19 protein-coding genes are annotated in these 24,950 nt (G+C 55.9%); 2 read left to right on the forward strand and 17 right to left on the reverse strand.

Annotated elements, in window-relative coordinates; genetic code table 11:
• Positions 1-6 precede the first annotated feature (6 nt).
• Genes mukB through cmoM form a run of 4 tightly spaced genes read right to left on the reverse strand, consistent with a single transcriptional unit; the run spans position 7 to position 7,248 of the window.
• Positions 7-4,458: a chromosome partition protein MukB gene (mukB, locus tag ACOTY9_RS08945; RefSeq protein ID WP_348565657.1), complete on the reverse strand. Its 4,452-nt coding sequence runs from the start codon at positions 4,456-4,458 to the stop codon at positions 7-9.
• On the reverse strand, positions 4,458-5,162 hold the full coding sequence (mukE, locus tag ACOTY9_RS08950) for a chromosome partition protein MukE (protein WP_008499954.1): 705 nt from the start codon (positions 5,160-5,162) through the stop codon (positions 4,458-4,460). Before mukE ends, mukB begins: the two co-directional genes overlap by 1 nt.
• Positions 5,143-6,465 carry a chromosome partition protein MukF gene (mukF, locus tag ACOTY9_RS08955; protein WP_014883227.1) on the reverse strand — a complete coding sequence of 441 codons (1,323 nt, stop codon included), beginning with the start codon at positions 6,463-6,465 and terminating at the stop codon, positions 5,143-5,145. Before mukF ends, mukE begins: the two co-directional genes overlap by 20 nt.
• Positions 6,466-6,468: 3 nt before the next feature.
• Positions 6,469-7,248 carry a tRNA uridine 5-oxyacetic acid(34) methyltransferase CmoM gene (gene cmoM, locus ACOTY9_RS08960; RefSeq protein ID WP_014883226.1) on the reverse strand — a complete coding sequence of 260 codons (780 nt, stop codon included), beginning with the start codon at positions 7,246-7,248 and terminating at the stop codon, positions 6,469-6,471.
• A 124-nt stretch (positions 7,249-7,372) separates the two neighbouring features.
• On the opposite strand from cmoM, the gene elyC reads away from it, so the two are divergent.
• Entirely contained in the window at positions 7,373-8,152 is a 780-nt protein-coding gene (gene elyC, locus ACOTY9_RS08965; protein WP_176260482.1) for an envelope biogenesis factor ElyC, read from the forward strand.
• On the opposite strand, the gene ACOTY9_RS08970 is transcribed toward elyC, so the two are convergent.
• From ACOTY9_RS08970 to ACOTY9_RS09030, 13 genes are all read right to left on the reverse strand, one after another.
• Positions 8,129-9,022, reverse strand: coding sequence for a YcbJ family phosphotransferase (locus ACOTY9_RS08970; RefSeq protein WP_348565658.1), 894 nt, complete (start codon positions 9,020-9,022; stop codon positions 8,129-8,131). The genes elyC and ACOTY9_RS08970 overlap by 24 nt on opposite strands.
• A gap of 142 nt (positions 9,023-9,164) precedes the next feature.
• Positions 9,165-9,911 (reverse strand): 3-deoxy-manno-octulosonate cytidylyltransferase, encoded by a 747-nt coding sequence (gene kdsB / locus ACOTY9_RS08975; protein ID WP_014883223.1) that lies wholly within the window; start codon positions 9,909-9,911, stop codon positions 9,165-9,167.
• Positions 9,908-10,090 carry a protein YcaR gene (gene ycaR, locus ACOTY9_RS08980; protein WP_006174474.1) on the reverse strand — a complete coding sequence of 61 codons (183 nt, stop codon included), beginning with the start codon at positions 10,088-10,090 and terminating at the stop codon, positions 9,908-9,910. The genes kdsB and ycaR overlap by 4 nt, the downstream gene beginning before the upstream one ends.
• Positions 10,091-10,135: 45 nt before the next feature.
• The gene (locus tag ACOTY9_RS08985; RefSeq protein ID WP_348565659.1) at positions 10,136-11,365 is read right to left on the reverse strand and encodes a winged helix-turn-helix domain-containing protein; all 1,230 of its coding nucleotides are present in this window, start codon (positions 11,363-11,365) and stop codon (positions 10,136-10,138) included.
• Between the two features lie 44 nt (positions 11,366-11,409).
• Positions 11,410-12,387 carry a tetraacyldisaccharide 4'-kinase gene (gene lpxK, locus ACOTY9_RS08990; protein ID WP_348565660.1) on the reverse strand — a complete coding sequence of 326 codons (978 nt, stop codon included), beginning with the start codon at positions 12,385-12,387 and terminating at the stop codon, positions 11,410-11,412.
• On the reverse strand, positions 12,384-14,132 hold the full coding sequence (gene msbA, locus ACOTY9_RS08995) for a lipid A ABC transporter ATP-binding protein/permease MsbA (protein ID WP_200925075.1): 1,749 nt from the start codon (positions 14,130-14,132) through the stop codon (positions 12,384-12,386). The genes lpxK and msbA overlap by 4 nt, the downstream gene beginning before the upstream one ends.
• 36 nt (positions 14,133-14,168) lie before the next feature.
• Positions 14,169-16,433, reverse strand: a complete 2,265-nt coding sequence (locus ACOTY9_RS09000; protein ID WP_348565661.1) for a ComEC family protein — start codon at positions 16,431-16,433, stop codon at positions 14,169-14,171.
• Positions 16,434-16,648: 215 nt separating this feature from the next.
• A complete protein-coding gene (gene ihfB / locus ACOTY9_RS09005) occupies positions 16,649-16,936 on the reverse strand; it encodes an integration host factor subunit beta (RefSeq protein ID WP_008499965.1) in 288 nt (95 codons plus the stop codon).
• A gap of 170 nt (positions 16,937-17,106) precedes the next feature.
• The gene (gene rpsA, locus ACOTY9_RS09010) at positions 17,107-18,780 is read right to left on the reverse strand and encodes a 30S ribosomal protein S1 (protein WP_008499966.1); all 1,674 of its coding nucleotides are present in this window, start codon (positions 18,778-18,780) and stop codon (positions 17,107-17,109) included.
• A gap of 111 nt (positions 18,781-18,891) precedes the next feature.
• Positions 18,892-19,575, reverse strand: coding sequence for a (d)CMP kinase (gene cmk, locus ACOTY9_RS09015; protein ID WP_013097305.1), 684 nt, complete (start codon positions 19,573-19,575; stop codon positions 18,892-18,894).
• 185 nt (positions 19,576-19,760) lie between these two features.
• Positions 19,761-21,044: a 3-phosphoshikimate 1-carboxyvinyltransferase gene (gene aroA / locus ACOTY9_RS09020; RefSeq protein WP_180253520.1), complete on the reverse strand. Its 1,284-nt coding sequence runs from the start codon at positions 21,042-21,044 to the stop codon at positions 19,761-19,763.
• A 68-nt stretch (positions 21,045-21,112) separates the two neighbouring features.
• Positions 21,113-22,201, reverse strand: coding sequence for a 3-phosphoserine/phosphohydroxythreonine transaminase (serC, locus tag ACOTY9_RS09025; protein WP_023332545.1), 1,089 nt, complete (start codon positions 22,199-22,201; stop codon positions 21,113-21,115).
• Positions 22,202-22,363: 162 nt separating this feature from the next.
• A complete protein-coding gene (locus ACOTY9_RS09030; protein WP_348565662.1) occupies positions 22,364-23,056 on the reverse strand; it encodes a DUF421 domain-containing protein in 693 nt (230 codons plus the stop codon).
• A 127-nt stretch (positions 23,057-23,183) separates the two neighbouring features.
• On the opposite strand from ACOTY9_RS09030, the gene ycaO reads away from it, so the two are divergent.
• Positions 23,184-24,944 carry a 30S ribosomal protein S12 methylthiotransferase accessory factor YcaO gene (ycaO, locus tag ACOTY9_RS09035; RefSeq protein WP_014883215.1) on the forward strand — a complete coding sequence of 587 codons (1,761 nt, stop codon included), beginning with the start codon at positions 23,184-23,186 and terminating at the stop codon, positions 24,942-24,944.
• Positions 24,945-24,950 lie beyond the last annotated feature (6 nt).

Here is a 24,950-nt window from a genome sequence, read left to right on the forward strand (position 1 = left end):
AACGCCTCAGGAAGCGTCTGCCGTGGTTTCCGGCAATGACTCCGGAGGCTGCGGCGCAAAACCACGCAACCCGACAACATGAACGTGTTCGCTGTTCTGGAACACTTTACGCACCAGTTTATAGGTGGTCCCTTTTTCAGGGCTGATGTTTTCCGGTGCCGCAATGATGAGCTGCATATCAAGACGCTCGCAAAGCTCAAACAGCGTGGCAATAGAGCGGGCATCAAGACGCGCCGCTTCATCCAGGAACAGCAGGCGGCATGGAGAGATGTCTTTACCGCGCAGACGGCGCGCTTCATCTTCCCAGCTCTGTACAACCATCACCAGAATGGACATCCCGGTACCGATCGCTTCACCGGTAGAGAGCGCCCCGGATTCCGCACGCAGCCAGCCGTCTGAACCACGGTTAACCTCAACTTCCATTTCCAGGTAGTTACGGTAATCCAGCAGTTCTTCACCGATGGTTTGCGGCGTGCGCTGACCCATATCAATCTGCGGGTTCAGACGCTGGTACAGCTTCGCCAGCGCTTCAGAGAAGGTCAGACGGTTGCTGTTGAACAGATCCTGATGCTGCTCGTGCTGCTCAGAGAGCACGTCCAGCAGCGTCGCGTGGGCTTCACGCACGTTGACGTTGAGACGCACGCTGTTCACCTGACCAAACGACACGCTCTGCAGACCCTGGTTCAACTGGCGGATACGGTTCTGCTCACGCTGAATGGTTTTGCGAATAATATTCGCCACGCTGCGGGAGCTGATAGCCAGCTTCTGCTCGCGGGAAGTCAGCTCTTCCGTCAGACGCCCCAGCTCAATTTCCATCTGTTCGATGGCTTCGACCGGATCGTCGGTACGGATGATATCCTGACGAATACGCTCGCGCAGATGCTGATAAACCGCCACGAAGAACTGAATTTTACGCTCCGGACGTTTCGGATCTTCTGACATGCGCAGCACATCGCGCAGGTGCTCGTTATCCGCCACCGCCAGGCGCAGCGCACCCAACGCCTTATCCGACATTGAACGCAGCTCATCGGCTGAGAGGTACGCCAGTTCGCGACGGTGCAGTCGACGTTCCACGTTGTTGTCTTTCACCATCCGCATGACCGCACACCAGCCCGCTTTCGCCGTCACCACCTGCTCGCGCATCTCGTGATAGTCGCGTTCCAGCTTGCGCAGGCGACGGGTCAGGTTATCCATTTCGGCTTCGCAGAAGGTCAGCGCTTTTTCCAGCTGATTACGACGCGCACGGTTGTTGCTGAGCTGGCTATGCAGTTCATCACGACGAAGACGGGCGCGCTCTTCCGCCCCGCTGTCGGCACGCACGCCAATGTCCTGCAACTCTTTCTGCAGGTCGTTTAACAGCTCTTTCTTGGTGTCGAAGGAGCTTTTCAGCGAGGCCAGCACCTGGTTGTACTGATTAAGCTGAGCGGAGTGGCTGCGCATCGCTTCGCGTGCTCGGGTACGTTCCGCTTCTGCCTGCTCAAGACGTTGACGCAGCTTTTCATTCAGGTCGCTGTTACCGCTCAGCATTTCAGCCGAATCGGAATAGCCGAAGTGTGCGCGACGCTGCACGACTTCCGTCAGGGCAAACGCCTGCTGACGCGCTTCGCGCTGCACCTGCTGCGACCAGGCATAATCTTCTTTTAACTGCTCGAACTGTTCCGGGTCGCTCTGCAGGACAGACACCACGGGCTCCAGCTTCGCCAGTTGATTGCCGTGCTGCTGCACGAAACGCGCGGCTTCCTGGGCTTCATCCAGACGTTCCTGGATCTCATCCACGCGATCGGCCAGCGTGTCATCTGCCAGCAGGTTGAGGCGCGGCAGGATGCGGTTAAGGGCCGCGACGCCCTCTTTCGCCTGTTCAAACTGGACGCGACTCTGCTGGTTGTCACTTTCATGACTGGCAATGGCGCGTTCCAGCTCGCCGCGGCGGGTATTGAGTTTGCGGATTTCCGCTTCCGGGTCGGCTTCAAACGCCACGCCCAGATGGCTACCGATAAAGCGGCTGAACGCCTGATGCAGACGCTGGGTTTTCTGTACATCAAACGACAGGGTCGCAAAACGTTCCGACAGCGTTTCACGCTCGGCATGGAGGCTCTCAATACGGCTTTCACGCGCGGCACGGCCAAACAGCGGCAGTTCCGGGAAGCGGGAGTAACGCCACTGGCGGTCAGCGATTTTCACCACCACCGCTTTTTCCAGCTCGTCAACGCTAAACACGCTGTCATCGAACGACTGCGGATCCCCTTCGATCAGATAGAGATCTTCCGGGCAATCTTCCAGCCCGGCGAGCTGGTCAGAAATCAGCGACAGATCCGGCACCACAATCGCGTTACGGGATGGACCGTACAATGCGGAGAAGTATGGCGCATCGTCCAGGCCGACATCGTCGTAAATCTCAGACAGCAGTACGCCACCAAAACGCTCGGCTAAGGCATTGAGGCGCGGATCTTCTGACCCGCCCGGCTGGCTTAAGCGCTCAATTTCTTCATCGACGTCACGCTTACGTGCGCCGACTTCATCACGCTCAACAATGGCTTCGCGCTCACGCTCCAGCAGCTGTTGCAGGTATTCGGTCACCTGCTGGCTGGATTCGAACTGTTCGCCGCACTGTTCGCTGAGCTGGTTAAGGCTGCTTTGCGCCGCCAGCCAGACCGGCGCGCGCTCCAGGAGCCTTTTAGAACGGGACTGAAGCTGTTCCAGCTCCTGGCGCAGGGTCATGCGCTGCTCACTGGCGCTGGAGACCGTATCGGAAAGCGCAGCGATACGCGCTTCCAGCTCCTGATGCAGCGCCTCAAGCTCGTCGAAATCGTAATGTTTACCCTGACGCTTACAGAACTCAGCCAGCAAACGCTCGGCTTCCTGCTGCTCACGCAGGCGCTGTTCCAGTTCGTTCAGGCGCATACGCAGCGGCTGCACCTGCTCGGCCAGATGGCGCTGGTTGACGCCGTCGCGCAGCAGTTCACGGGCAACGTTCCAGGCTTCGTTACGCGCCAGCGGGCCATTAATGGCGACCACCAGCTGATACGCTTGTTCAAACTGGCTGTGCGCCGTTTGCGCGACGCTCATTTTCTGTTCAAGAGAGAGCAGTTTCTCGGTGGCTTCCTGCTCTTTGGCCTGGAAGGTATCCAGCCACTCGTCGGCGCTTTCCGGCGTCAGGTCAGGCAGATGGCACAGCTCTTTCGCGCGCTGTAACGCCTGCAGTGCCTGGGTGTACTGAATCGCACGCGTCTGCTGCACGTCCAATGCCTGCTGGTAATCAGCAAGCTGGCTTTTCAGCTCATCCACTTCCAGCTCGGCGGCTTCGGCGCGGGCTTCGTTCTCTTCCTGCATCTCGGCGGCTTCGGCCACCACTTCATTTTGCTCTTCGAGACGAATTTGCAGCTCATCGAGATCCGCTTCGTAGCGCTCGATTTTCTCCTGCTGGCGCAACGCGGTCTGCACCAGGTTCAGGTGATCGCTGGCGGCCTGGTAGTCGGCTTCCAGGTCACCTTCAGCGCCGTTGTTCTCGCCCAGCTCGCGCGCCATTTCGACGTGCTTATACTGCTCTGCCACCAGTTGTTTACGGGAGGTAAACAGTTCGCGGCGGTATTCTAATGCCTGATCGAGATGGACGCGGCGCTCATTGGCGTGACGCATGTAGTCCGCCGCCACGTAGTTGGTGGCTTCGCTGATCAGGTGTTTAAACAGGTCACGGTCTGACTGGGTCACGCGAATCGCTTCCAGCGTCATGCGGTTTTCACGCAGCGCCGCTTCCATATCCTGGAACGCCTTACGCACGCCGCTGTTCTCCGGCAACAGGTAGTCGCGCAGGGAGCGGGTAATGGCGCTGGAGATACCGCCGTACAGGGACGCTTCGATCAGACGGTAGTATTTGCTACGGTCTGAAGCGGTGCGCAGGCGACGCGCCACCACGCCCAGATCGAACATCAGGGAGTGGTAGTCGGTAATGGAGTTGAACTGCTTGAACTGCACGCCCTCAATGGCTTCGAGCTTGTCTTTCAGTTCCTGTAACGTCAGCACGCGCGCCTGGCGTTCATTCAGGGTTTCCGTCAGCAGCGCGGTCGGCTGCACGGAGGTTGGCAGCCCCTGGATAGCAAACGGTTTGATATCCACTTTACGGTCGCGACCGGCAACCTGCTGCAAACGAACCCCCACCACGACGCGCTGGTGACGAGAGTTGATGACGTCCAGAACGGAATAACAGACGCCCGCTTTCAGCTTACCGTGCAGACCTTTATCGCGGGAGCCGCTTGTCGCGCCTGCTTCAGTGGTGTTACGGAAGTGAAGCAACGTCAGGTCGGGGATCAGCGCCGTCACAAACGCCGCCATGGTGGTGGATTTCCCCGCCCCGTTACCGCCGGAGAGCGTCGTGACCAGCTCGTCCAGATCGAAGGTTCGGGCAAAGAAGCCGTTCCAGTTAATCAGCGTTAGTGAGCGAAATTTACCGCGTTCAATCATTACTCTTCCTCCCCGCTATCCGGCAGATTCTCTTCATGCTCGTCATTGAGCTGCAAATGGTTTTCCACCGGCATCGCTTCACCGTCACGGATCATGCGAAGCTGCGCTTCACGCGCGTCATCCCCCGCACGCACATCGGCGCCGAAGCGGAAGACTGATTCCGTAATGCGGAATTTGCTGCTGTCGTGGCCCATAAACCAGACCATCCCCAGACGACGCAGACGGTTCAGGGAAGAGCGCACCTTTTCCTGTAATTTCTGACGGTCAAGATCCGATCCGGTCGAACGGTTGTTCACCAGCTTGAGCAGCTTGCTCTCATCCGCCAGCGTCAGTAGCTCATCGTAGAGTTCCTGCTGGGTGAAGATGCCTTCATTCGCCAGACGTTCCGGGCTGAGATAGAGATAGCAAAGAATTTTGCCGACCATCATATCCAGCTCGGAGAGCACGGAGCGCGGGATCAGCGTCGTGGAGCGCGGGCGCAGGTAGAAAAAACCTTCCGGCGCGCGAATCAGCTCCACGTTGTAGCGGGCGTAAAACTCTTCCAGGTACTCCTGGAAGTCCATCAAAAAGGCGTGATTATCCAGCTCGTCTAAGCCAATGTGACGACCGGCACGCAGCTGGCTGTCCAGCGCCGGAAATAACGGATTCGCCAGCGCCTGTGCCAGCTTAACCGGCATCACTTGTTCAATATTTGTCAATGACATGCGCCTGTACCTTGGCTCCGTAATCGTTAATTGGCTGCCACTTCGGCGGCAGTCCGGTGAAATCTGCTTGTGCGATACCCAGGCGCACCGCCTGGTCTACCACAATGCGGGCAACGTCGAAGTGGCGCGCTCGCGGATATTGCGCCAGATAGTCGCGCACCACGAGTCCAAGATCCAGCGGAGCTTGTCTGGTTTTGTAGACAGCGAGCTGTTCTTCGATCATCGCCGCAAGTTGCTCACGAATTTCGTTGAATTCTTCGAACTCCAGATCCGGCGGCAGTTCACCGGTCACCTCTTCATCGCGCAGGGCCATCTCTTCGTCGCGCATATCCAGCAGGCGATCGGCATTGGCGTAAGTCAGCGCCCATGGCGCATCGAAGTAGGTCTGAACCGACTGGCGCAGACGCTGAGCAAAGACGCGGTTTTTATCCATATCAATCGCGGTGCGGATAAACTTATGCACGTGTCGGTCGTAGCCGATCCACAGGTCGATCGACTGCTGTCCCCAGCTAATGATGCGGTCGAGCTTGCTCTGCAGATCGAACACCAGACGGTCGATAAAATGCAGATCGTCATGCGCCAGCGTCGCGTCCTGGATGCGCAGCAGGTTGGCCTGCAGCTTATCCCCTGCCGCCTCCAGCGTATCCTGCAGTTCACGCAGCGTACCGGAGGTTTCTGACAGTAAAAGTTCGCAGCTGGAGATGGCCGCACGCCAGTCTTTATTCAGCAGCTGCGCGATGTCGTCTTTGACCTGCTGCTGCTGTTCGTCCATCAAACGCTGGGTTAGATCGATGCTGTCGAAAATCTCGGCCACCGAATATTTCAGCGGCGCGTAAACGTTGCGGTGCCAGTGGAATTCATCACCGTTTTCATCTGCAGCATCGGCGGCACGCTTAAGCTCACCCGCCACGATCGAGAGCTGCATGGAAAGACGCAGCGTGGAAAATTCGCGCTGGCGAATGTAGTAATCGGTGATGCCGATACCCAACGGCGTCAGGCGATAGATGGCGTTTCCTTCCGCCTGCTCGCTGGTAAAGCGGTTCAGCAGACGTTGACGCACCATATCGTTGATTGCGTTGTTGGCACGCACGCTAATGGTTTCGCTGGTTTGCTCAAACGCATCACTGACATGGCGGAACGCATCCACCAGTTCACCCTCGCTCATTTCGCCATCCAGCCGTTCGCCGTTCAGCGTGGCAACCGCCAGCAGGAAAGAGAGTCTGTCTACCGGCAGCGAGATGGAGAAATCGTTTTTCCTGGCCCAGGCAACCAGTTCGGGGACTGTCTGGGAAAATTCACTCATAGGTTATCCTTGCATCTGCGGCTTGTGCGCGGTGACGTGAATATAGCGGCCAAGGCTGACAAATGGCTCCTGACGGCAATACCGCGTTTCTAATTCTGTTAAGGTGTCAAAACAGTCACGCTGTTTGTGTTTTTCACGCAGATAATCATGAAACACCCTGACGCCCGTTTTCCCGACAATCTGCCAGCCAATCTCTTCCAGCCAGCCGTAAACCTGCTGCGGATCGCGCGGATAGTCCGGGGAAAGCGTGCGCTTTTTCTTTTTAGGCATCCCGACCTGCACATAGTCAAAGTTACCTGCAACCATGTTGTGCATCAGGAAGCCGTTAGCATTGTAGAACATCAGCGACAGCGTGCCGCCCGGGCGCAACATCGACCACAGGGTTTGTAAAACGCTTTGCGGATCGGCCACCCACTCCAGCACCGCATGAAACAATATCAGATCAACCTGGGTTTCCAAATGCTGTGCGATGTCCTGAGCGGCGCATTGTATAAAATGCATGTTGTCGCTCACACCTTTCTCATCTGCAGCACGCGTCGCGCGGGCGACCATTTCAGCCGAAAGATCGCAAAGCGTGACGTGATGACCGCGCTCGGCCATTTTTATCGCCGTTTGTCCTTCGCCGCCACCGGCGTCCAGCACGCGCAACGTCTGGTCGCCAAAAGTGGCCAGAATGGTGTCCAGATCCTGCCAGAGGATCGTCTGACGGAGCTGCCCCTTTGTGGTGCCATAAATGTTGCGCGAAAACTTTTCCGCGATGTCATCAAAATTGCGATCCCGCATTGGGAGAGTTCCACTCGCTAACTGCAAAACCGCTATTTTGTCACACCCGCGCGGAGAATGAACCTCTCTGGTGTAATATCACCGGTAATCACCTGCTGTATGGTCAAAAAAGGAACCAAAAAGGATGCTTTTTACCCTTAAGAAATACATTGGAGGGATGATGCTTCCCCTTCCGCTGCTGCTCATCATCATCGCGGTGGGGCTGGCGCTGGTGTGGTTCAGCCGCTTTCAGAAAAGTGGCAAAACGCTCATCACGTTCGGCTGGCTTGTCTTACTGCTGCTGAGCCTGCAACCGGTCGCGGATGGCCTGTTACGCCCCATTGAAGATAAGTACCCGACATGGCAGGGAAATCAGAAAGTGGAATACATCGTGGTGCTGGGCGGTGGGTATACCTGGGATCCTGACTGGGCCCCCAGCTCGAATCTGATCAACAACAGCCTGCCACGGCTAAACGAAGGGATTCGCCTGTGGCTGGCGAACCCGGGATCAAAAATGATCTTCACCGGCGCCGCAGCAAAAACGAACCCGGTGAGTACGGCTGAAGCGGGTGCCAGAGTTGCGGAATCCCTCGGCGTACCGCGTTCCGCTATCATCACCCTGGACAGTCCTAAAGATACCGAAGAAGAAGCCGCTGCGGTGAAGCAGGCGATTGGCGATGTTCCATTCTTGCTGGTCACCTCCGCCTCACACCTGCCACGGGCGATGATTTTCTTTGAAAAGCAGGGCCTGCACCCGCTTCCCGCACCGGCAAACCAGATGGCAATCAACGCGCCACTTAACCCATGGGAACGCGTGATCCCCTCCCCGATGTGGCTGATGCATAGCGATCGCGTCGGCTACGAGACACTCGGCCGCCTCTGGCAGTGGCTGAAAGGTTCCTCAGACGAGCCAGGGCAAGAGTGACTTAGCCGCGAGATCGAAGTTTGCGCGATTGAAACGCCCGGTATTGACCAGTTGCGCGACTTCATCCCAGAGCAGGTACAACCAGCGCCGCCAGAGAAACGCTTCGGCAACGGGCGCACGCTGAAGGTAGTGCCACAGTAACCCTTCAGCCGCCGCGCTGTCGCTGAGCCTGAACAACTCATATTCACGTGGGGCCCACAGCATTATTCCAGGCCCCAACATCGCCAGCAGCTGATCGCTGCGGGAGTCTTTCAGCATACTCCGCAGGGTAAAATTGCCGTGGATCAGCACGCAGTTATCATTAAAACCGTCGAACAGCGCTGGCAAGCATTCACGAGTGCGAAAAAGAATACGTTTGTCCTGCATGGTCAAACCGGTGTTATTGAACTGGTTGAGCGTTCCCCACAGCACTTCCACCCGCTGGCGATACCACAGCGGCCACAGGTTCTCCTGGGTGCTGTCGACCGGCCCCACGAGCCCACGGCTATCCTGGCGATGCCAGGCCAGCAGCGCCTCGACAATCTGGTCTTTCAGCTGCTCCCAGCGTTCCGGCGTGCGCGCGGGTGCTTCAACAGGCACGCCGCGTAAACGCTCTATCAACAGGATATCGGGGCCGGGGTGTTCCTCGTGCGTCATGACGCCGTACACGGTCGGCATTCGGACGGTCCCCTCCCGCGCCAGCATCGACATTTTCCAGGCGAGCTGCCTGGCAACACCCGGCGACGTGAAACTTCGCGCCATCAGCGGCATTGGGTTTCCCTGACTGTCATACAACGACCAGAGCGCGGTATCGGCCTTTTCACTCACACACTCGACCCGGCTTAATTTCTCACCCAGCAGATGGCTAAGTTCGGCACGCAGCTGTTTCATATGAGATTACCCCCATTAATGCTACTGCTTTTATAATGAGCGCGCAGAATGAAGATGTCACCCGGTAGAGATCAATCAGGGAAAAGAAAAGCGAAAATAGTGGCGAGAGGACATCCCTCCGAAAGGAGGGATGCAGGCGGTATTAACGTAATTCGGCGCGAACGCGCTCAAGATCTTCCGGCGTATCAACGCCCGTTCCTGGTACTTCTTTGGCAACAGCAACGTGAATTTTCTCGCCATACCAGAGCACACGAAGCTGCTCCAGCATTTCGATATGCTCCAGCGGGCTGGGTGCCCAGGTGACATAGCGGCGAATGAAACCGGCGCGATAGCCGTAAATCCCCAGATGGCGCAGGAAGGAATCCCCGATGGTCTCTTTCGAGAGCGCAAAGCGGTCGCGATCCCATGGAATGGTGGCGCGGGAGAAATAGAGCGCATAGCCTTCGGCATCCATCACCACTTTCACCGCATTCGGGTTAAATGCCTCTTCAGCGTGGTGAACAGGCACCGCAAGCGTCGCCATACCCACCTGACGCTGCGCCAGGTTTTCTGCCACCTGACGGATAATAACGGCCGGGATCATCGGCTCGTCGCCCTGCACGTTCACAATGACGGTATCATCGCTGAAACCACATTTCTCAACGACTTCGGCGAGACGCTCGGTGCCGGACTGGTGATCGACACGGGTCATGCACACTTCACCGCCTGCGGCTTCAACCGCACGGGCGACGTCCGGATGATCGGTGGCAACAATCACGCGATCGGCGCCGGATTCACGGGCGCGTTCAAGGACGTGCACAATCATTGGCTTGCCGTTGATATCCACCAGCGGTTTACCCGGCAGACGCGTTGAGGCATAACGCGCAGGAATAATGACAACAAAACTCATGGTTTGCTCTCTTCTGCCACCAGGGAACGGGCTTCGTTTTCCAGCAACACCGGAATGCCGTCACGCAGCGGGAAAGCCAGACTGTCCAGCTTGCAAATCAGCTCCTGTTTGTCCTGGCTGTAGTAGAGTTTGCCGTTGCACACCGGGCAGGCAATAATTTCAAGTAAACGGTGATCCATAGTTCCTCCGTATGGGTAATCGCTAAAGCTTAACACATTCCTTTTTCAGGGCGTGTCTGTTTCCCAGCCACTTCGACAGGATATAAATAACCCTTCGGGAACGCGTCCCAGCGTGACGTCGCGAGCCCCCTGCCAGAGGGCGAACTCGCTAATGGCGGACGTTAAGCCCTTCTCCAGACTCGCCGTCACCCTGACCCCCTCTTCCAGATAGAGCGCAATGACTTCAAGCGTGCCGGTTTTGCGGTGCATTTTGGCATCCATGCGCCCGACCAGCCGCCCCTTATGCAGCAGGGGTAAAACAAAATAGCCGTACTGACGCTTTGGTGCCGGGGTATAACACTCCAGCCGGTAGCTGAAATCGAACAACTGTTCGGCGCGTTTTCGGTCCCAGACCACCGGGTCGAAAGGCGACAACACTGCGCTGTGGGTTGCCTGGAGATTTCCGTCCAGCGCCTTGGGCAGCAAAGGAAGGAGATCCGCATGCAGCCACATCTCTCCCAGCGTTTCTACCGTGACGGGAATGACGCGCTGTTCGCGTTGCCACATCTCCAGCAGCGGTTTCAGCGCGGGCTGGCGCAGGCGGTAATAATCTGCCAGCCATTGCGGCCGGAAAATGCCCAGACTGCGGGCGCTGTTTTCCAGCATGATGGCCTCGGCAGCATCCTGGGTAAGCAGGTCACGTTCGTCGTCCCAGTGTGGCATCACGCGCTGGGTCAGGTCATAGACGCGCTGAAAATTACGCCGTTCAATCACCATGACCTGGCCGGAGGTGAATAACCCTTCAAGATGACGTTTGTGCGGTTTCCACTCCCACCAGCCGCTTGTGCCTTTTCGCGGATGTTCAAAATCAGCGGAACGCACTGGTCCCTTTTCCTGAATATGGCTGATGAGTTGCTCTATTTCGGCCGCGTGCTCCTGCATCCACGCCTGTCGGTATTTCCAGCCCATCTTTTCTGGGGCAAGCATGCGGTGACGCACCAGGGCAAAATCGCTGCGGGGCAGGAAACAGGCTTCGTGCGCCCAGTACTCCATGAGCTCCCCTTTGCTGAGCGCCTCATCAAGCCAGTGAGAGGGATAGTGGCCCAGGCGGCTGAACAGCACCAGGTAAGGGCTACGGGCAACAATATTAATGGTGTCGATTTGCAGCAGCGACATGCGCTGGATAGCAGAGAGGATATCGGCAGGCTGTGCGCGGCAACGGGGCTTTTTGAGCAGCCCCTGCGCGGCGAGGTGTAAATGACGTGCAGCTGTAAGCGAGAGTTGCGGTAAAGACATGCGTTTTCCTGTCAGTCAAAGCGCCACCAGAACCGCGTAAGCCCTCACTGCACTAACGCAATCAGTTCCTTGAGCAAGTATTCCGGCTGCTCGCCGCTGAGTTCAGCGTCAACCGGCAGATACCACCAGTTTTCTTTCGCAAAGGCACGGCATTTCACCGCATCTTTTTCGGTCATAATGAGCGTTTGTCCCGACGCCGTGAGCGCATCAACCTGCTCTGCCACCAGCGCCTGATGGTCAGCCAGTGGAATGCGTTTTTCAAGCCTGGCACCACACTGCTCAAGCGTTGCGAAGAAGCGCGGAGGATGACCAATCCCTGCCATTGCCACCAGCGAAGGCAGCTCAGCAACCGCCCGGCGTTCACCTGTCACCAGGTTTACCGCTAGTCCCGGCAACAGGTGCATAGGGATTTCACCCGCTTTTGCCTCACCACCGTTTACAATCACCGCATCAACGGACTTCAGACGTGAAGCGCGTTCACGCATAGGGCCGGCTGGCAGCCACCATCCGTTACCGAAACGGCGAACCCCGTCGATGACCACAATCTCTTTATCACGCGCCAGCGCGTAATGCTGCAGACCATCGTCAGTGATGATAATTTGTACCGCGTGTTCGGCAAGCAGCGCCTGCACGGCGTCGCTGCGAACCGGGGAGACTGCCACCGGCGCGCCAGTACGCTGGAAAATCAATACCGGTTCATCACCCGCTTCGGCAGTGGTGGTTTTCTCTGCCAGCAGCAGTGGGTACTGCGCCGCTTTACCGCCATACCCACGCGAGACCACACCCGGGCGGATACCGCGTTTTTGCAGCTGTTCCACGAGCCAGATCACCACCGGTGTTTTACCGTTGCCGCCCGCCGTAAGATTGCCCACAACCACAACCGGCACTGGCGCACGCCAGGCCCGCTTGATCCCCAGACGGTAAAGCAGACGAATGATGCCGCTCACCAGGCCGTAAAGCCAGGAGAGCGGCAAAAGCAGCAGCCACAGCGGGGATTCACCGGACCAGATGCGTGCAATCATTCGCCGAACTGCATCTTATGAAGCTGGGCGTATACGCCGCGGTGTTCCAGCAAAGCTGCGTGGCTTCCGCGTTCAACAATGACGCCATCCTCAACCACCACGATCTCATCCGCCTGCTCGATAGTCGACAGACGGTGTGCAATCACCAGTGAGGTACGGTTCTTTTGCAGTTCGTCCAGCGCCGACTGAATAGCGCGTTCAGATTCGGTATCCAGTGCGGACGTCGCTTCATCCAGAATCAGGATTGGGCTGTCACGCAGCAGCGCGCGCGCAATCGCAATACGCTGACGCTGACCACCGGACAGGAGCACGCCATTTTCACCAATGATGGTATCCAGACCGTTATCCATCTTGTTGATAAAGTCCATCGCATAGGCCATGCGTGCGGCATTCTCGATCTGCTCGCGGCTGTACTCGTCATTGCGCGCATAAGCGATGTTGTTGGCGACCGTATCGTTAAACAGATGCACGTTCTGAGAAACCAGCGCAACCTGGTTACGCAGCGACTGCAGGGTGTACTCCCGCAGGTCGTGACCGTCAAGGAGAATTTCACCTTCGTTGATGTCGTAGAAACGGGTGATGAGGCTGGCAATGGTGGATTTACCGGAGCCAGAACGGCCTACCAGCGCCACCGTTTTACCCGCCGGAATCGTCAGGTTGATATTGCGCAGAGCGGGCGTATCGCGGCCCGGATAGGTGAAGGTCACGTTGTGGAATTCAACATCGCCACGGGCGCGCTCAATCTCGCGTGTACCTTCGTCTTTTTCCTGCTCGGAATCCAGAATGCTGAACAATGTCTGACAAGCCGCCATCCCGCGCTGGAACTGGGCATTCACGTTAGTCAGAGATTTCAGGGGACGCATCAGGGCGATCATCGAGGAGAAGACCACGGTGATGGTACCCGCCGTCAGCGTCTCCATCACGCTTGGGAAGCTTGCCGCATAAAGGACAAACGCCAGCGCCAGTGAGGCAATCAGCTGAATGATCGGGTCAGAGATGGAAGAGGCCGAGACCATTTTCATCCCCTGAAGACGCATTTTGTTGCTGACTTTGTCAAAGCGTTTGGTTTCGACGTCCTGGCCACCGAAAATTAACACCTCTTTGTGGCCTTTCAGCATCTGTTCGGCGCTGGTTGTTACCTGCCCCATCGTATTCTGCATATTTTTACTGATATTGCGGAAACGCTTGGACACAACGCGGATGGCAATCGAGACAACCGGAGCCAAAACGATCAGGATGAGCGACAGCTGCCAGCTGTAATAGAACATCATGATAAACAGGCCGATGATCGACGCCCCTTCACGCACGACGGTAATCAACGCGCTTGAGGAGGAGGACGCAACCTGCTCTGAATCGTAGGTAATACGGGACAGTAGTGTCCCCGTAGATTGCTTGTCAAAGAATGAGACCGGCATGCCCATCATGTGGCTGAACAGACGACGGCGCATGGTCATAACCACTTTCCCGGATACCCAGGAGATGCAGTAGCTGGAGATATAGCTGGTGATACCACGTAAGATCATCAGCCCGATAACCACCAGCGGCATCCATAGCAACACTGAGCGATCCGTTTTACCAAAACCGTCGTCCAGTAACGGTTTAAGGAGCGATAACATAAAAGTATCGCTGGCTGCGTTGAGGATTAACGCTACACCCGCCACGATCAAGCCTGCTTTAAAAGGTGCAATCATCGGCCAGAGTCGGCGGAAGGTTTGCCACGTGGAGAGATCTTTGTCGTTATGCATTCAAAAAACCAGCATTTGTTGAAATAGCCGCATATTCTACCCGTTATCTAAGGGCGCGCCAAACCACTGATGATACCAACGTGGTAAAAATTGATCCCGCAAGCGCCGGATTTGCCAGCGATGTTGCGAGAATGTCACCGATATTTGCCCGGAATGGGGGGTATCTTGCCAGATATACCCCTCTTTTCGATAACGTCGGACCACATTCGCCGACGGAAACCGCCAGGCGTTATAGCGGGCTGCTGAATCCAGCGCAATGTTTCCCTCCACCCGTTGTACCAGCGCCAATGACGATGAGGTATTGCTGCCATGATGGGGAACCTGGATTAACGTCGACGCAAGATGTTGCCAGTAATGGCTAAGCATAGCCTGTTCTGCTGGCGCTTCAATGTCTCCCGTCAGCAGTATACTCTGCTCACCATCGTCCACTTTCACCACGCAGGAGCGGTTGTTTCCCCGAGCCGGGTCATTTTCCAAGGGCCAGTGGACGGCGAAGGTTAATCCCTGCCATCTCCAGCTCTGCCCACGAAAGCAGGGCCGGTGCCCCGCCAGACGTAATGGACTTCTTACCCACATCTCCGGCCATGCTTTTTGCAGCGATGCGAGACCTCCTGCATGGTCAAGATGTTCATGGCTGAGAATCACGCCATCTGGCCGCAGATGGTGCCAGCGCAGCCAGGGGATAATTAACCGCTGTGCGCTATCTCCCCCTGGCCAGGCGAGCCCGGTATCAAAGAGAATCGCTTTTCCCTGCCGTTCGATGACCATGGCCAGCCCCTGCCCCACATCCAGCATATGTAGCGTCCAGGCATCACTTTTAGCCGTTCGCCAGAGGGGAAATGCCAGCAACAGACTCCCAGCCAGACACACGGCTGGAACGGTTTTCCAGGCTCGCAAACGCCAGCCGATGATGATAAGCCAGGGCAGTAGCGTCATGTACTGCCAGCGCTGATCCACACTCTGCCAGCCGTCTGGCAAGCGCATCAGTAGCCAGAACAACCCGGCAAGGGACTTATCGGCTGCAAACCAGATGGCACTTTCCATTCCCCCCAGCGGTAACAGATGGAGCAACATTCCGAGTAAAATCAGCGGTACGCTGACAAACGTCACTATCGGCACGGCAAAGAGATTGGCGACCAGAGAGGAGATACTGAAGCCGTGGAAAATCAGCACCTGTAACGGCATGAGCAACACCAGCATGCCAACCTGCAGATAGATCAGATTAAGTAGTGGCCGTATGCGTCGGGCCCACTGCCAGCGAGGAAGAGGCAGCCACTGAAACCAGAAAATCAGCGCCGCGACGGCAAATGCGGACAGGAGCAGACTCTCAGAAAGTATGGCTAAGGGATCGCTTATCAGGATCGCCGCGACACAGCAACACCATACCTGCCACGGCGACCATTGGCGGGAACCGATTCGCATCGCCGCCAGCACGGCAAGTGCGATGACCGTTCGTAGTGCAGGAGGCAGCAGACCGGTAAGCCAGGCGTAGAAAGCGGCGAAGAACAACCCGGCCAGGAGTGGCATTTGCCAGTGGACCCGGTGGCTGGGGAATATAAACTGGATCGCACGCGCGAGTAACCAGACGAGGGATGCCGCCAGCGTGATATGCAGGCCCGAAATCGCCATCAGATGCAGTGTGCCGGTTTCACGCATCAGGTCTTTTATTTCTCGGGGGACATCCAGACGCTCTCCCATCCCCAGCCCGAGGATAACCGCTCCCCAGCGATAATCAGAAAGTCGGTTTTGCAGCGACATCAGGTATTGCGCTCGCAGGCTGCAGTGTCCATCAACAAGTTCCGCATGGGTGAAGCGCCCGCTCAGCGTTTGGTGTCGGGCAATGGCGCTACGTTGGGGATCATAGCCTCCGTCGTTCAGCTCGCCGTGTGCAGGTTTTAGCCTGAGCATCATCGCCCAGCGCTGGCCAGCACATGATCTCTGTGGCAAATAATTGCCATACAGCGTTACGCCGGTGGACGCCCACCAGCGCCGGCCGTTTACGGTACGAATCTTTCCCTGATGCTGAGTTGCACCATCAGTGGCGGTGATCTCTACCTCGGCCTGCACGGCTCCCGTGGTTAAATGCTGCATCGGCCAGACGCTCTCCTGCGCGGCCAGAAGGCCCCACGCGCAAAATAACAGCGCGGTCCCCACATACTTCAGGCGCACGTTTTGGCATGTGCCCAGCACCACCCCGCCCGCCAGCATTATCCAGACGGTATAGCGTGATGGCAGTTCAGGTAACCAGAGTAACGGGGCTATCGCCAGAATGGCGCAGATACATAAAGCGGGAATTCCCATTGCTACCTCCCTGTTTCAGGGTGGCAGTATGCTCGTGAGTGATGCGGCTCGTCAGTTGTGAAGAATTGGATTTACAGCAAGCGCAGCAAGGTTTTTAACAGGTTGCAGAAAACGCAGCGGGAAATGAGGGATGCCTTCCAGAAGAAAACGACAGGAATAAAAAAAAGCACCCGCAGGTGCTTTCTTTCGAACCCAGTTTAACCGGCTGGCTAAACTCAGTTGCCGTAAATATTGGCGCGATCGCGCAGTTCTTTACCCGGTTTAAAGTGTGGAACGTACTTACCTTCCAGCTCGACTTTATCACCCGTTTTCGGGTTACGCCCGGTGCGTGGAGCACGATAGTGCAGAGAAAAACTACCGAAACCGCGGATTTCAATGCGCTCGCCCTGGGCAAGAGTGGAGGCCATATGCTCCAGCATCTCTTTTACGGCATCTTCCACTGCCTTGGCAGGGATATGCGGTTGCTGACTGGCAAGTCTTTCAATCAATTCTGACTTGGTCATGATTCCTCCGGTTCCTTTCAAACCAATTAGCTGAACAGCTCATTAAACAAGGGCGGCCGTAGCCGCCCTTTGTTATTGATTACAGGACGGATCCTGTAATCTGTCAAGTTTGCTCTTCATCCTTCGCGCTGTAAATGCGTTACAGCTCAAATGATGCTGAGAACCTGATATTACTCGCCTTTAGCTGCTTTGAAAGCTTCAGCCATTGCGTTGTTAGAGAAGTTTGCATCTTCCTGTTTGTTAACAGTTGCGATTGCATCTTTCTCATCAGCTTCGTCTTTAGCACGAACAGACAGGCTGATTGCACGGTTCTTACGGTCAACACCGGTGAACTTAGCTTCAACGTCGTCGCCTACGTTCAGAACCAGAGTGGCATCTTCAACGCGGTCACGGGAAGCTTCAGAAGCGCGCAGGTAACCTTCAACGCCGTCAGCCAGCTCTACGGTTGCGCCTTTAGCGTCAACTGCAGTTACTTTACCGTTTACGATTGCGCCTTTCTTGTTCAGTGCAACCCAGTTGTTGAACGGATCTTCTGCGAGCTGTTTAACGCCCAGAGAGATACGCTCACGCTCTGCGTCAACCTGCAGAACAACTGCAGCGATTTCGTCGCCTTTTTTGTATTCACGAACTGCTTCTTCGCCTGCAACGTTCCAGGAGATGTCAGACAGGTGAACCAGGCCATCGATGCCGCCGTCCAGGCCGATGAAGATACCGAAGTCAGTGATAGACTTGATTTTACCTTCAACACGGTCGCCCTTGTTGTGGGTTTCCGCGAACTGCTGCCATGGGTTGTTTTTGCACTGTTTCAGGCCCAGGGAGATACGACGACGTTCTTCGTCGATATCCAGAACCATCACTTCCACTACATCACCAACGTTAACAACTTTGGATGGGTGGATGTTTTTGTTGGTCCAGTCCATTTCGGAAACGTGCACCAGGCCTTCAACGCCTTCTTCGATTTCAACGAAGCAGCCGTAGTCGGTCAGGTTGGTTACGCGACCAGTCAGTTTAGTACCTTCTGGGTAACGCTTAGCGATAGCTACCCATGGATCTTCGCCCAGCTGTTTCAGGCCGAGGGATACACGAGTACGCTCGCGGTCGAACTTCAGCACTTTAACAGTGATTTCGTCGCCCACGTTCACGATTTCGCTTGGGTGCTTAACGCGTTTCCACGCCATGTCGGTGATGTGCAGCAGGCCATCAACGCCGCCCAGGTCAACGAATGCGCCGTAGTCAGTGAGGTTCTTAACGATACCTTTGACTTCCATGCCTTCCTGCAGGTTTTCCAGCAGCTGATCGCGTTCTGCGCTGTTTTCGGATTCGATAACGGCACGACGGGATACAACAACGTTGTTACGCTTCTGGTCCAGCTTGATGACTTTGAACTCAAGCTCTTTGCCTTCCAGGTGCAGGGTGTCACGGACTGGACGAACGTCTACCAGAGAACCTGGCAGGAACGCACGAATACCATTCAGCTCAACAGTGAAGCCACCTTTAACTTTGCCGTTGATAACACCGACCACAGTTTCAGCTTCTTCGTAAGCTTTTTCCAGGGTGATCCATGCTTCGTGACGTTTAGCTTTCTCACGAGAAAGCAGGGTTTCACCGAAGCCGTCTTCTACTGCGTCCAGCGCAACGTCAACTTCGTCACCAACCTGGATTTCCAGCTCGCCCTGGGCGTTTTTGAACTGCTCTGCCGGGATGGCGGACTCAGATTTCAGACCGGCGTCAACCAGTACTACGTCTTTGTCGATAGCAACAACAACACCACGAACGATGGAACCCGGACGGGTTTCGATTTCTTTTAAGGATTCTTCAAACAGTTGAGCAAAAGATTCAGTCATGTTTAATCTTCAGGTTAATATTAACGTCCACCTGGCTCCGTGCCGGATGGGGTTGTTTCACATACCCGCCGTCAATCCATTGCAGCGGGGGTACTGCTAAATCGGTCGCGTTTACGCGAGTGCCAGTTTTTGGCGCGCATATTGTAGCGCTTTTTCAATCACTTGCTCAATAGTTAAACTGGTTGAATCCAGAACTAATGCATCTTCTGCAGGAACAAGTGGCGCGACAGCGCGGTTACGATCGCGATCATCGCGCTCTTTTATCTCGGATAAAAGGCGATCAAAGTTAACACTAAACCCCTTCTCCTGCAACTGAAGCATGCGGCGTTGAGCACGTTCTTCTGAAGAGGCGTCAAGGAAAATTTTTACAGGCGCATCAGGGAATACCACGGTGCCCATATCGCGTCCGTCGGCGATCAACCCCGGGGCTTCGCGGAACGCACGCTGGCGACGTAACAGCGCCTCGCGCACACGCGGGAAGGCCGCAACCTGAGAGGCCGCATTCGCCACTTCCTGCGTACGGATTTCACCGCTCACGTCTTCCCCTTCAAGGATCACTTCCAGGTTGCCATCGGTAGACACAAAACGGACATCCAGGTGCGCAGCCAGCGGTACCAGCGCTTCTTCAGAGGCGACATCGACATGATGATGCAGCGCAGCCAGCGCCAGCACGCGATAGATTGCGCCCGAATCTAAAAGATGCCATTGCAATGCTTCCGCCATCGCTTTGCACAGGGTACCTTTCCCTGCGCCACTCGGCCCATCAATGGTGATTACCGGGGCAACTGCCGTCATCTTTTTCTCCTTAAATAAGGCATACCGTTAACATGAACGCCGCGCATTATACGCGCCAACGTGCGCAACTGTTACCTTTGCGTGCAAATTACGGAATGATTGAAGCAGAGTGTAGAAGAAATGAGCGGAAGTGTTCGTCAGGAAGCGTAAGGAAATGCCGCATCGAAGGATGCGGCATAACGCTATCAGGCCAGCGTACTGATGCGCGCCAGCTGCTCGAAGTAGTCCGGGAAGGTTTTCGCCGTACATTTCGGGTCAAGAATGGTCACAGGCGTGTCGGACAGCGCCACCAGCGAGAAGCACATCGCCATACGGTGATCGTTGTAGGTGCCAATTTCTGCGAACTGCAGTTTTGCCGGAGGGGTGACGCGAATGTAGTCTTCGCCCTCTTCCACCTCAGCCCCCACTTTACGCAGCTCGGTCGCCATCGCGTACAGACGGTCAGTCTCTTTCACGCGCCAGTTGTAGATGTTACGCAGCGTGGTGGTGCCTTTGGCAAACAGCGCAGCCGTGGCAATGGTCATCGCCGCATCCGGAATGTGGTTCATGTCCATATCAATGGCATTCAGCTCGCCGTGGGTACAGGAGATGAAGTCATCGCCCCAGGTGACAGTGGCGCCCATTTTCTCCAGCACGTCGGCAAAACGGATGTCGCCCTGCACGCTGTTGCGGCCAATACCGGTCACCTTCACGGTGCCGCCTTTGATCGCGCCCGCAGCCAGGAAGTAAGAGGCCGATGACGCATCGCCTTCAACCAGGTAATTGCCCGGAGACTGATACTGCTGCGCCCCACGCACCACAAAACGCTGATAAGACTGGTTTTCCACCTCAACGCCGAAGGTTTTCATCAGGTGCAACGTGATATCAATGTACGGTCTGGAGACCAGATCCCCTTTAATCGTGATAACCGTATCCTGCGGTGCCAGCGGCGCGGTCATCAGCAGTGCCGTCAGGAACTGGCTGGAAACGCTACCGTCCACCTCGACGTCACCGCCGCTAAAGCCCCCGCGCAGACGCAGTGGCGGATAATTTTCCTGCTCAAGATACTCAATCTGCGCGCCACCCTGACGCAGGGCATCGACCAGATGGCCGATCGGACGCTCTTTCATGCGCGGCTCGCCGGTCAGCACGATGTTATTGGTGCCCAGACACAGCGCCGCCGCCAATGGACGCATCGCGGTACCCGCGTTGCCCAGAAACAGCTCGAGCTCTTCACCCGAACGCAGCGCGCCGCCGTTGCCGGTCACTTCACAGCGGGTACGATCGTCAGAGAGAGTGTAATGAACACCCAACGCTTTCAGCGCATTGAGCATGTGGCGTACGTCATCGCTGTCCAGCAGGTTTGTAAGGACGGTGGTGCCGTTTGCCAGAGCTGCCAGCAGCAGAGCGCGGTTCGAGACACTTTTTGAACCAGGCAGATTGATGGTGCCATCTACCCGCGCGATAGGTTGTAACGTCAGGGATTCCATGAAACTTAACTCTCAACTCAACATAATAAAAACCCCGCAGCAGGGCTACGGGGGTGGAAACAGCGCGATTAACCGTGGCGACGTTCGAAGTCGATCATGAAATCGGTCAGAGCTTTAACCCCTTCCAGCGGCATCGCGTTATAAATAGAGGCGCGCATCCCCCCCACCACTCGGTGGCCTTTCAGCGCGTGCAGACCTGCCGCGAAGGACTCTTTCAGGAACACATTGTCCAGGTTGCTGTCTGCCAGCTGGAACGGCACGTTCATGCGGGAGCGGTTAGCTTTCGCCACATCGTTACGGTAGAAATCGCTTTTGTCGATCACGCCGTACAGCAGTTCAGCTTTCTGCTGATTGACCTTGTCCATCTGCGCCACACCGCCGTTTTGCTTCAGCCATTTGAAGACCAGGCCCGAGAGGTACCAGGCAAACGTCGGTGGCGTGTTGAACATGGAGTCGTTATCGTTCAGCACGGTGTAGTCGAGAATTGACGGGCAAGACTTATGGGCTTTCCCCAGGAGATCTTCACGTACAATGACGATTGTCAGGCCTGCAGGACCGATATTTTTCTGTGCGCCTGCATAGATAACGCCGTAGCGGCTGACATCAATCGGGGCAGAAAGAATGGTGGAGGAGAAGTCGGCGGCAACCACAACATCGCTGGCGAAGTTTGGCGTCTCGTCGATGGCAATCCCGTCGATAGTTTCGTTCGGGCAGTAGTGGAGATAGGCTGCGTTATCAGAAAGCTGCCATTCGCTCATGGGCTTCACGGCGCGCAGACCGTCAACGGTCACTTTGGCGTCGATAACGTTCGGCGTGCAGTATTTGTGCGCTTCTTTAACGGCGCTTGCCGCCCAGTAGCCCGCATCAACGTAGTCAGCCGTCGTTTTATCGCCAAGGATATTCAGCGGTACGCCAGCAAACTGGCCGCGTCCGCCGCCGTGACAGAACAATACTTTGTAGTTCGAGGGAATATTCAGCAGATCGCGAAAATCCTTTTCTGCCTCTTCCGCCACCTGAATAAACTCTTTACCACGGTGGCTGATTTCCATCACCGACGTACCGAGACCGTTCCAGTCACAAAGTTCCTGTTGAGCCTGTTTAAGCACGTCTGCCGGTAACATCGCCGGACCTGAACTGAAATTAAAGACTTGAGCCATTTCCCCTCACCACGCTAAAAGCCATAAGTTATAACTGTGGATATCGGTTTTATCATTCAGTGACACGCGCCGCAATGTCTAAAACTTATGACCCGTGAAATGTGGCTCACATCACACAAAACAATCTGCCGCCTCGCCAGGACAAAACCGACAAAATGGCTGTCAGGTGATCCGTTTAGCCCGGCTAACCTTCGTCCATTCTGGATTCGTACAGCGAGGGCATAATTGATGAGCGCCTGCCTTCATCACCACCACATGACTACATTTTATACAGGCATATTCGCCCGCATCGGGGACGGTTTTGTATCGCTCAATGAGCATATCCGGCAGGATGCATAACCCCGGCTTCACCTCGTCATCATGATAGTAATACACGCTGATTTGACCGTTCGTTTCCATAATGGCCAGACGCACCTGTCCGAGTTGTTCGACGCTGTTCAGACGCAATTCCATAAAAAATTCGAACTCGGTCATATTGGCACTTTGCACATTTTCCCAGGCCAACTGTCCGTCTTCGACAATCACCACAGGCTTCCCTTCCAGCAGATCTTCCAGCTTTTCGCTCTTCGACATCAGCCACATCACAAGGCGGTACAGCAGCGCCAGCGAGACAAAGACGATAAAGACCGGCACCATCGGCACATCGTCATAAAAGGCGACATCCCCCGCCGCTGACCCCAGCGTGAGGATGATTAACACTTCAAAAAGCGACATCTGCCGCACACCGCGACGGCCCGTAATCTTGAGAAACAGAAAGACAAGAACGAAGGTATACAGGCTCCGCAAAGCCACTTCGCCTAAAAACTCGGGGGGAACTTTATCAAACGCCATCCGCTGGAGATCAAATGCTTTCATTTTTCTATGCCTTAACAGTCAGTTACTGCCACTAAGCATAGCCCAGCCTTTTATTTTCGCCGAAGATAGCACCCGTCACGCAAAACCCGTATCATTGCGCGCTTTACGTACGATAAAAGTGAACGCCATGACTCAAACGTTTATCCCCGGCAAAGACGCCGCTCTGGAAGATTCCATCGCTCGCTTCCAGCAGAAACTGACCGACCTGGGTTTTAACATCGAAGAAGCCTCCTGGCTCAATCCGGTGCCCCATGTCTGGTCCGTCCATATTCGCGACAAAGAGTGTGCCCTGTGCTTTACCAACGGGAAAGGCGCGACTAAAAAAGCGGCACTGGCCTCCGCGCTGGGTGAGTATTTTGAGCGTCTGTCCACCAACTATTTCTTCGCTGACTTCTGGTTGGGCGAAACCATCGCTAACGGCCCATTCGTTCACTATCCGAACGAAAAATGGTTCCCGCTGACCGAAGACGATGAACTGCCGGAAGGTATTCTCGACGCCCGCCTGCGTGCGTTCTACGATCCAGAAAACGAACTGACCGCCAGCATGCTGATCGATCTGCAGTCTGGTAACGAAGATCGTGGTATCTGCGCCCTGCCGTTCACCCGCCAGTCTGACGAGCAGACCGTGTATATTCCGATGAACATCGTCGGCAACCTGTATGTGTCTAACGGCATGTCCGCCGGTAACACCCGCAACGAAGCGCGCGTTCAGGGCTTGTCAGAAGTGTTCGAGCGTCACATTAAAAACCGCATTATTGCCGAATCTATCAGCCTGCCTGAAATTCCGGCCGACGTGCTGGCGCGCTACCCGGGCGTGGTGGAGTCCATCGCCAAACTCGAAGCGGAAGGTTTCCCAATCTTCGCCTACGATGGCTCACTGGGCGGAAAATATCCGGTGATCTGCGTGGTGCTGTTTAACCCAGAAAACGGCACCTGCTTCGCCTCCTTCGGCGCGCACCCTGACTTCGGCGTGGCGCTGGAGCGTACCGTCACCGAACTGCTGCAGGGCCGTAGCCTGAAAGATCTCGACGTCTTCACCCCGCCAACCTTTGACGATGAAGAAGTGGCGGAGCATACCAACCTCGAAACCCACTTCATCGATTCCAGCGGCCTGATCTCCTGGGATATGTTTAAGCAGGACGCAGACTATCCGTTCGTAGACTGGAGCTTTGCCGGCACCACGGAAGAAGAGTTCGCCACGCTGATGGCCATCTTTAACGCCGAAGATCAGGAAGTCTACATTGCCGACTACGAACACCTGGGCGTTTACGCATGCCGCATCATTGTGCCGGGCATGTCCGACATCTACCCTGCTGAAGATCTGTGGCTGGCGAACAACAGCATGGGCGCGCACCTGCGCGAAACCCTGCTTGCTCTGCCAGGCAGCGAGTGGGAAAAAGAGGATTATCTGAACCTGATCGCCCAACTGGACGAAGAAGGTCACGATGATTTCACTCGCGTGCGTGAACTGCTGGGCCTGGCGACGGGTAAAGACAACGGCTGGTATACCCTGCGTATCGGGGAGCTGAAAGCGATGCTGGCGCTGGCTGGCGGCGATCTGGATCAGGCCCTGGCCTGGACGGAATGGACGATGGAATTCAACCAGTCGGTCTTCTCTGCCGAGCGCACCAACTATTACCGTTGCCTGCAAACCCTGCTGCTGCTTTCGCAGGAAGAGGATCGTGAGCCACTGCAATACCTGAACGCTTTCGTGCGTATGTACGGTGCTGAAGCGGTTGAAGCCGCCAGCGCGGCGCTCAGCGGTGAAGAGCCATTCTACGGTCTGCAGGCCGTGGACAGCGATCTGAAAGCCTTCCCGGCGCACCAGTCGCTGCTCAAGGCCTATGAAAAGCTGCAGAAAGCAAAAGCCGCTTACTGGTCAAAATAAGCGCAT

Source organism: Enterobacter cloacae complex sp. SHL012 (assembly GCF_049237505.1).
Lineage (GTDB): Bacteria > Pseudomonadota > Gammaproteobacteria > Enterobacterales > Enterobacteriaceae > Enterobacter > Enterobacter kobei.

Bases quoted from the DNA above. Each gene is read 5' to 3' on its own strand.
- mukB (WP_348565657.1), bottom strand. From the start codon at position 4,458: ATGATTGAACGCGGTAAATTTCGCTCACTAACGCTGATTAACTGGAAC.
- mukE (WP_008499954.1), bottom strand. From the start codon at position 5,162: ATGTCATTGACAAATATTGAACAAGTGATGCCGGTTAAGCTGGCACAG.
- mukF (WP_014883227.1), bottom strand. From the start codon at position 6,465: ATGAGTGAATTTTCCCAGACAGTCCCCGAACTGGTTGCCTGGGCCAGG.
- cmoM (WP_014883226.1), bottom strand. From the start codon at position 7,248: ATGCGGGATCGCAATTTTGATGACATCGCGGAAAAGTTTTCGCGCAAC.
- elyC (WP_176260482.1), top strand. From the start codon at position 7,373: ATGCTTTTTACCCTTAAGAAATACATTGGAGGGATGATGCTTCCCCTT.
- ACOTY9_RS08970 (WP_348565658.1), bottom strand. From the start codon at position 9,022: ATGAAACAGCTGCGTGCCGAACTTAGCCATCTGCTGGGTGAGAAATTA.
- kdsB (WP_014883223.1), bottom strand. From the start codon at position 9,911: ATGAGTTTTGTTGTCATTATTCCTGCGCGTTATGCCTCAACGCGTCTG.
- ycaR (WP_006174474.1), bottom strand. From the start codon at position 10,090: ATGGATCACCGTTTACTTGAAATTATTGCCTGCCCGGTGTGCAACGGC.
- ACOTY9_RS08985 (WP_348565659.1), bottom strand. From the start codon at position 11,365: ATGTCTTTACCGCAACTCTCGCTTACAGCTGCACGTCATTTACACCTC.
- lpxK (WP_348565660.1), bottom strand. From the start codon at position 12,387: ATGATTGCACGCATCTGGTCCGGTGAATCCCCGCTGTGGCTGCTGCTT.
- msbA (WP_200925075.1), bottom strand. From the start codon at position 14,132: ATGCATAACGACAAAGATCTCTCCACGTGGCAAACCTTCCGCCGACTC.
- ACOTY9_RS09000 (WP_348565661.1), bottom strand. From the start codon at position 16,433: ATGGGAATTCCCGCTTTATGTATCTGCGCCATTCTGGCGATAGCCCCG.
- ihfB (WP_008499965.1), bottom strand. From the start codon at position 16,936: ATGACCAAGTCAGAATTGATTGAAAGACTTGCCAGTCAGCAACCGCAT.
- rpsA (WP_008499966.1), bottom strand. From the start codon at position 18,780: ATGACTGAATCTTTTGCTCAACTGTTTGAAGAATCCTTAAAAGAAATC.
- cmk (WP_013097305.1), bottom strand. From the start codon at position 19,575: ATGACGGCAGTTGCCCCGGTAATCACCATTGATGGGCCGAGTGGCGCA.
- aroA (WP_180253520.1), bottom strand. From the start codon at position 21,044: ATGGAATCCCTGACGTTACAACCTATCGCGCGGGTAGATGGCACCATC.
- serC (WP_023332545.1), bottom strand. From the start codon at position 22,201: ATGGCTCAAGTCTTTAATTTCAGTTCAGGTCCGGCGATGTTACCGGCA.
- ACOTY9_RS09030 (WP_348565662.1), bottom strand. From the start codon at position 23,056: ATGAAAGCATTTGATCTCCAGCGGATGGCGTTTGATAAAGTTCCCCCC.
- ycaO (WP_014883215.1), top strand. From the start codon at position 23,184: ATGACTCAAACGTTTATCCCCGGCAAAGACGCCGCTCTGGAAGATTCC.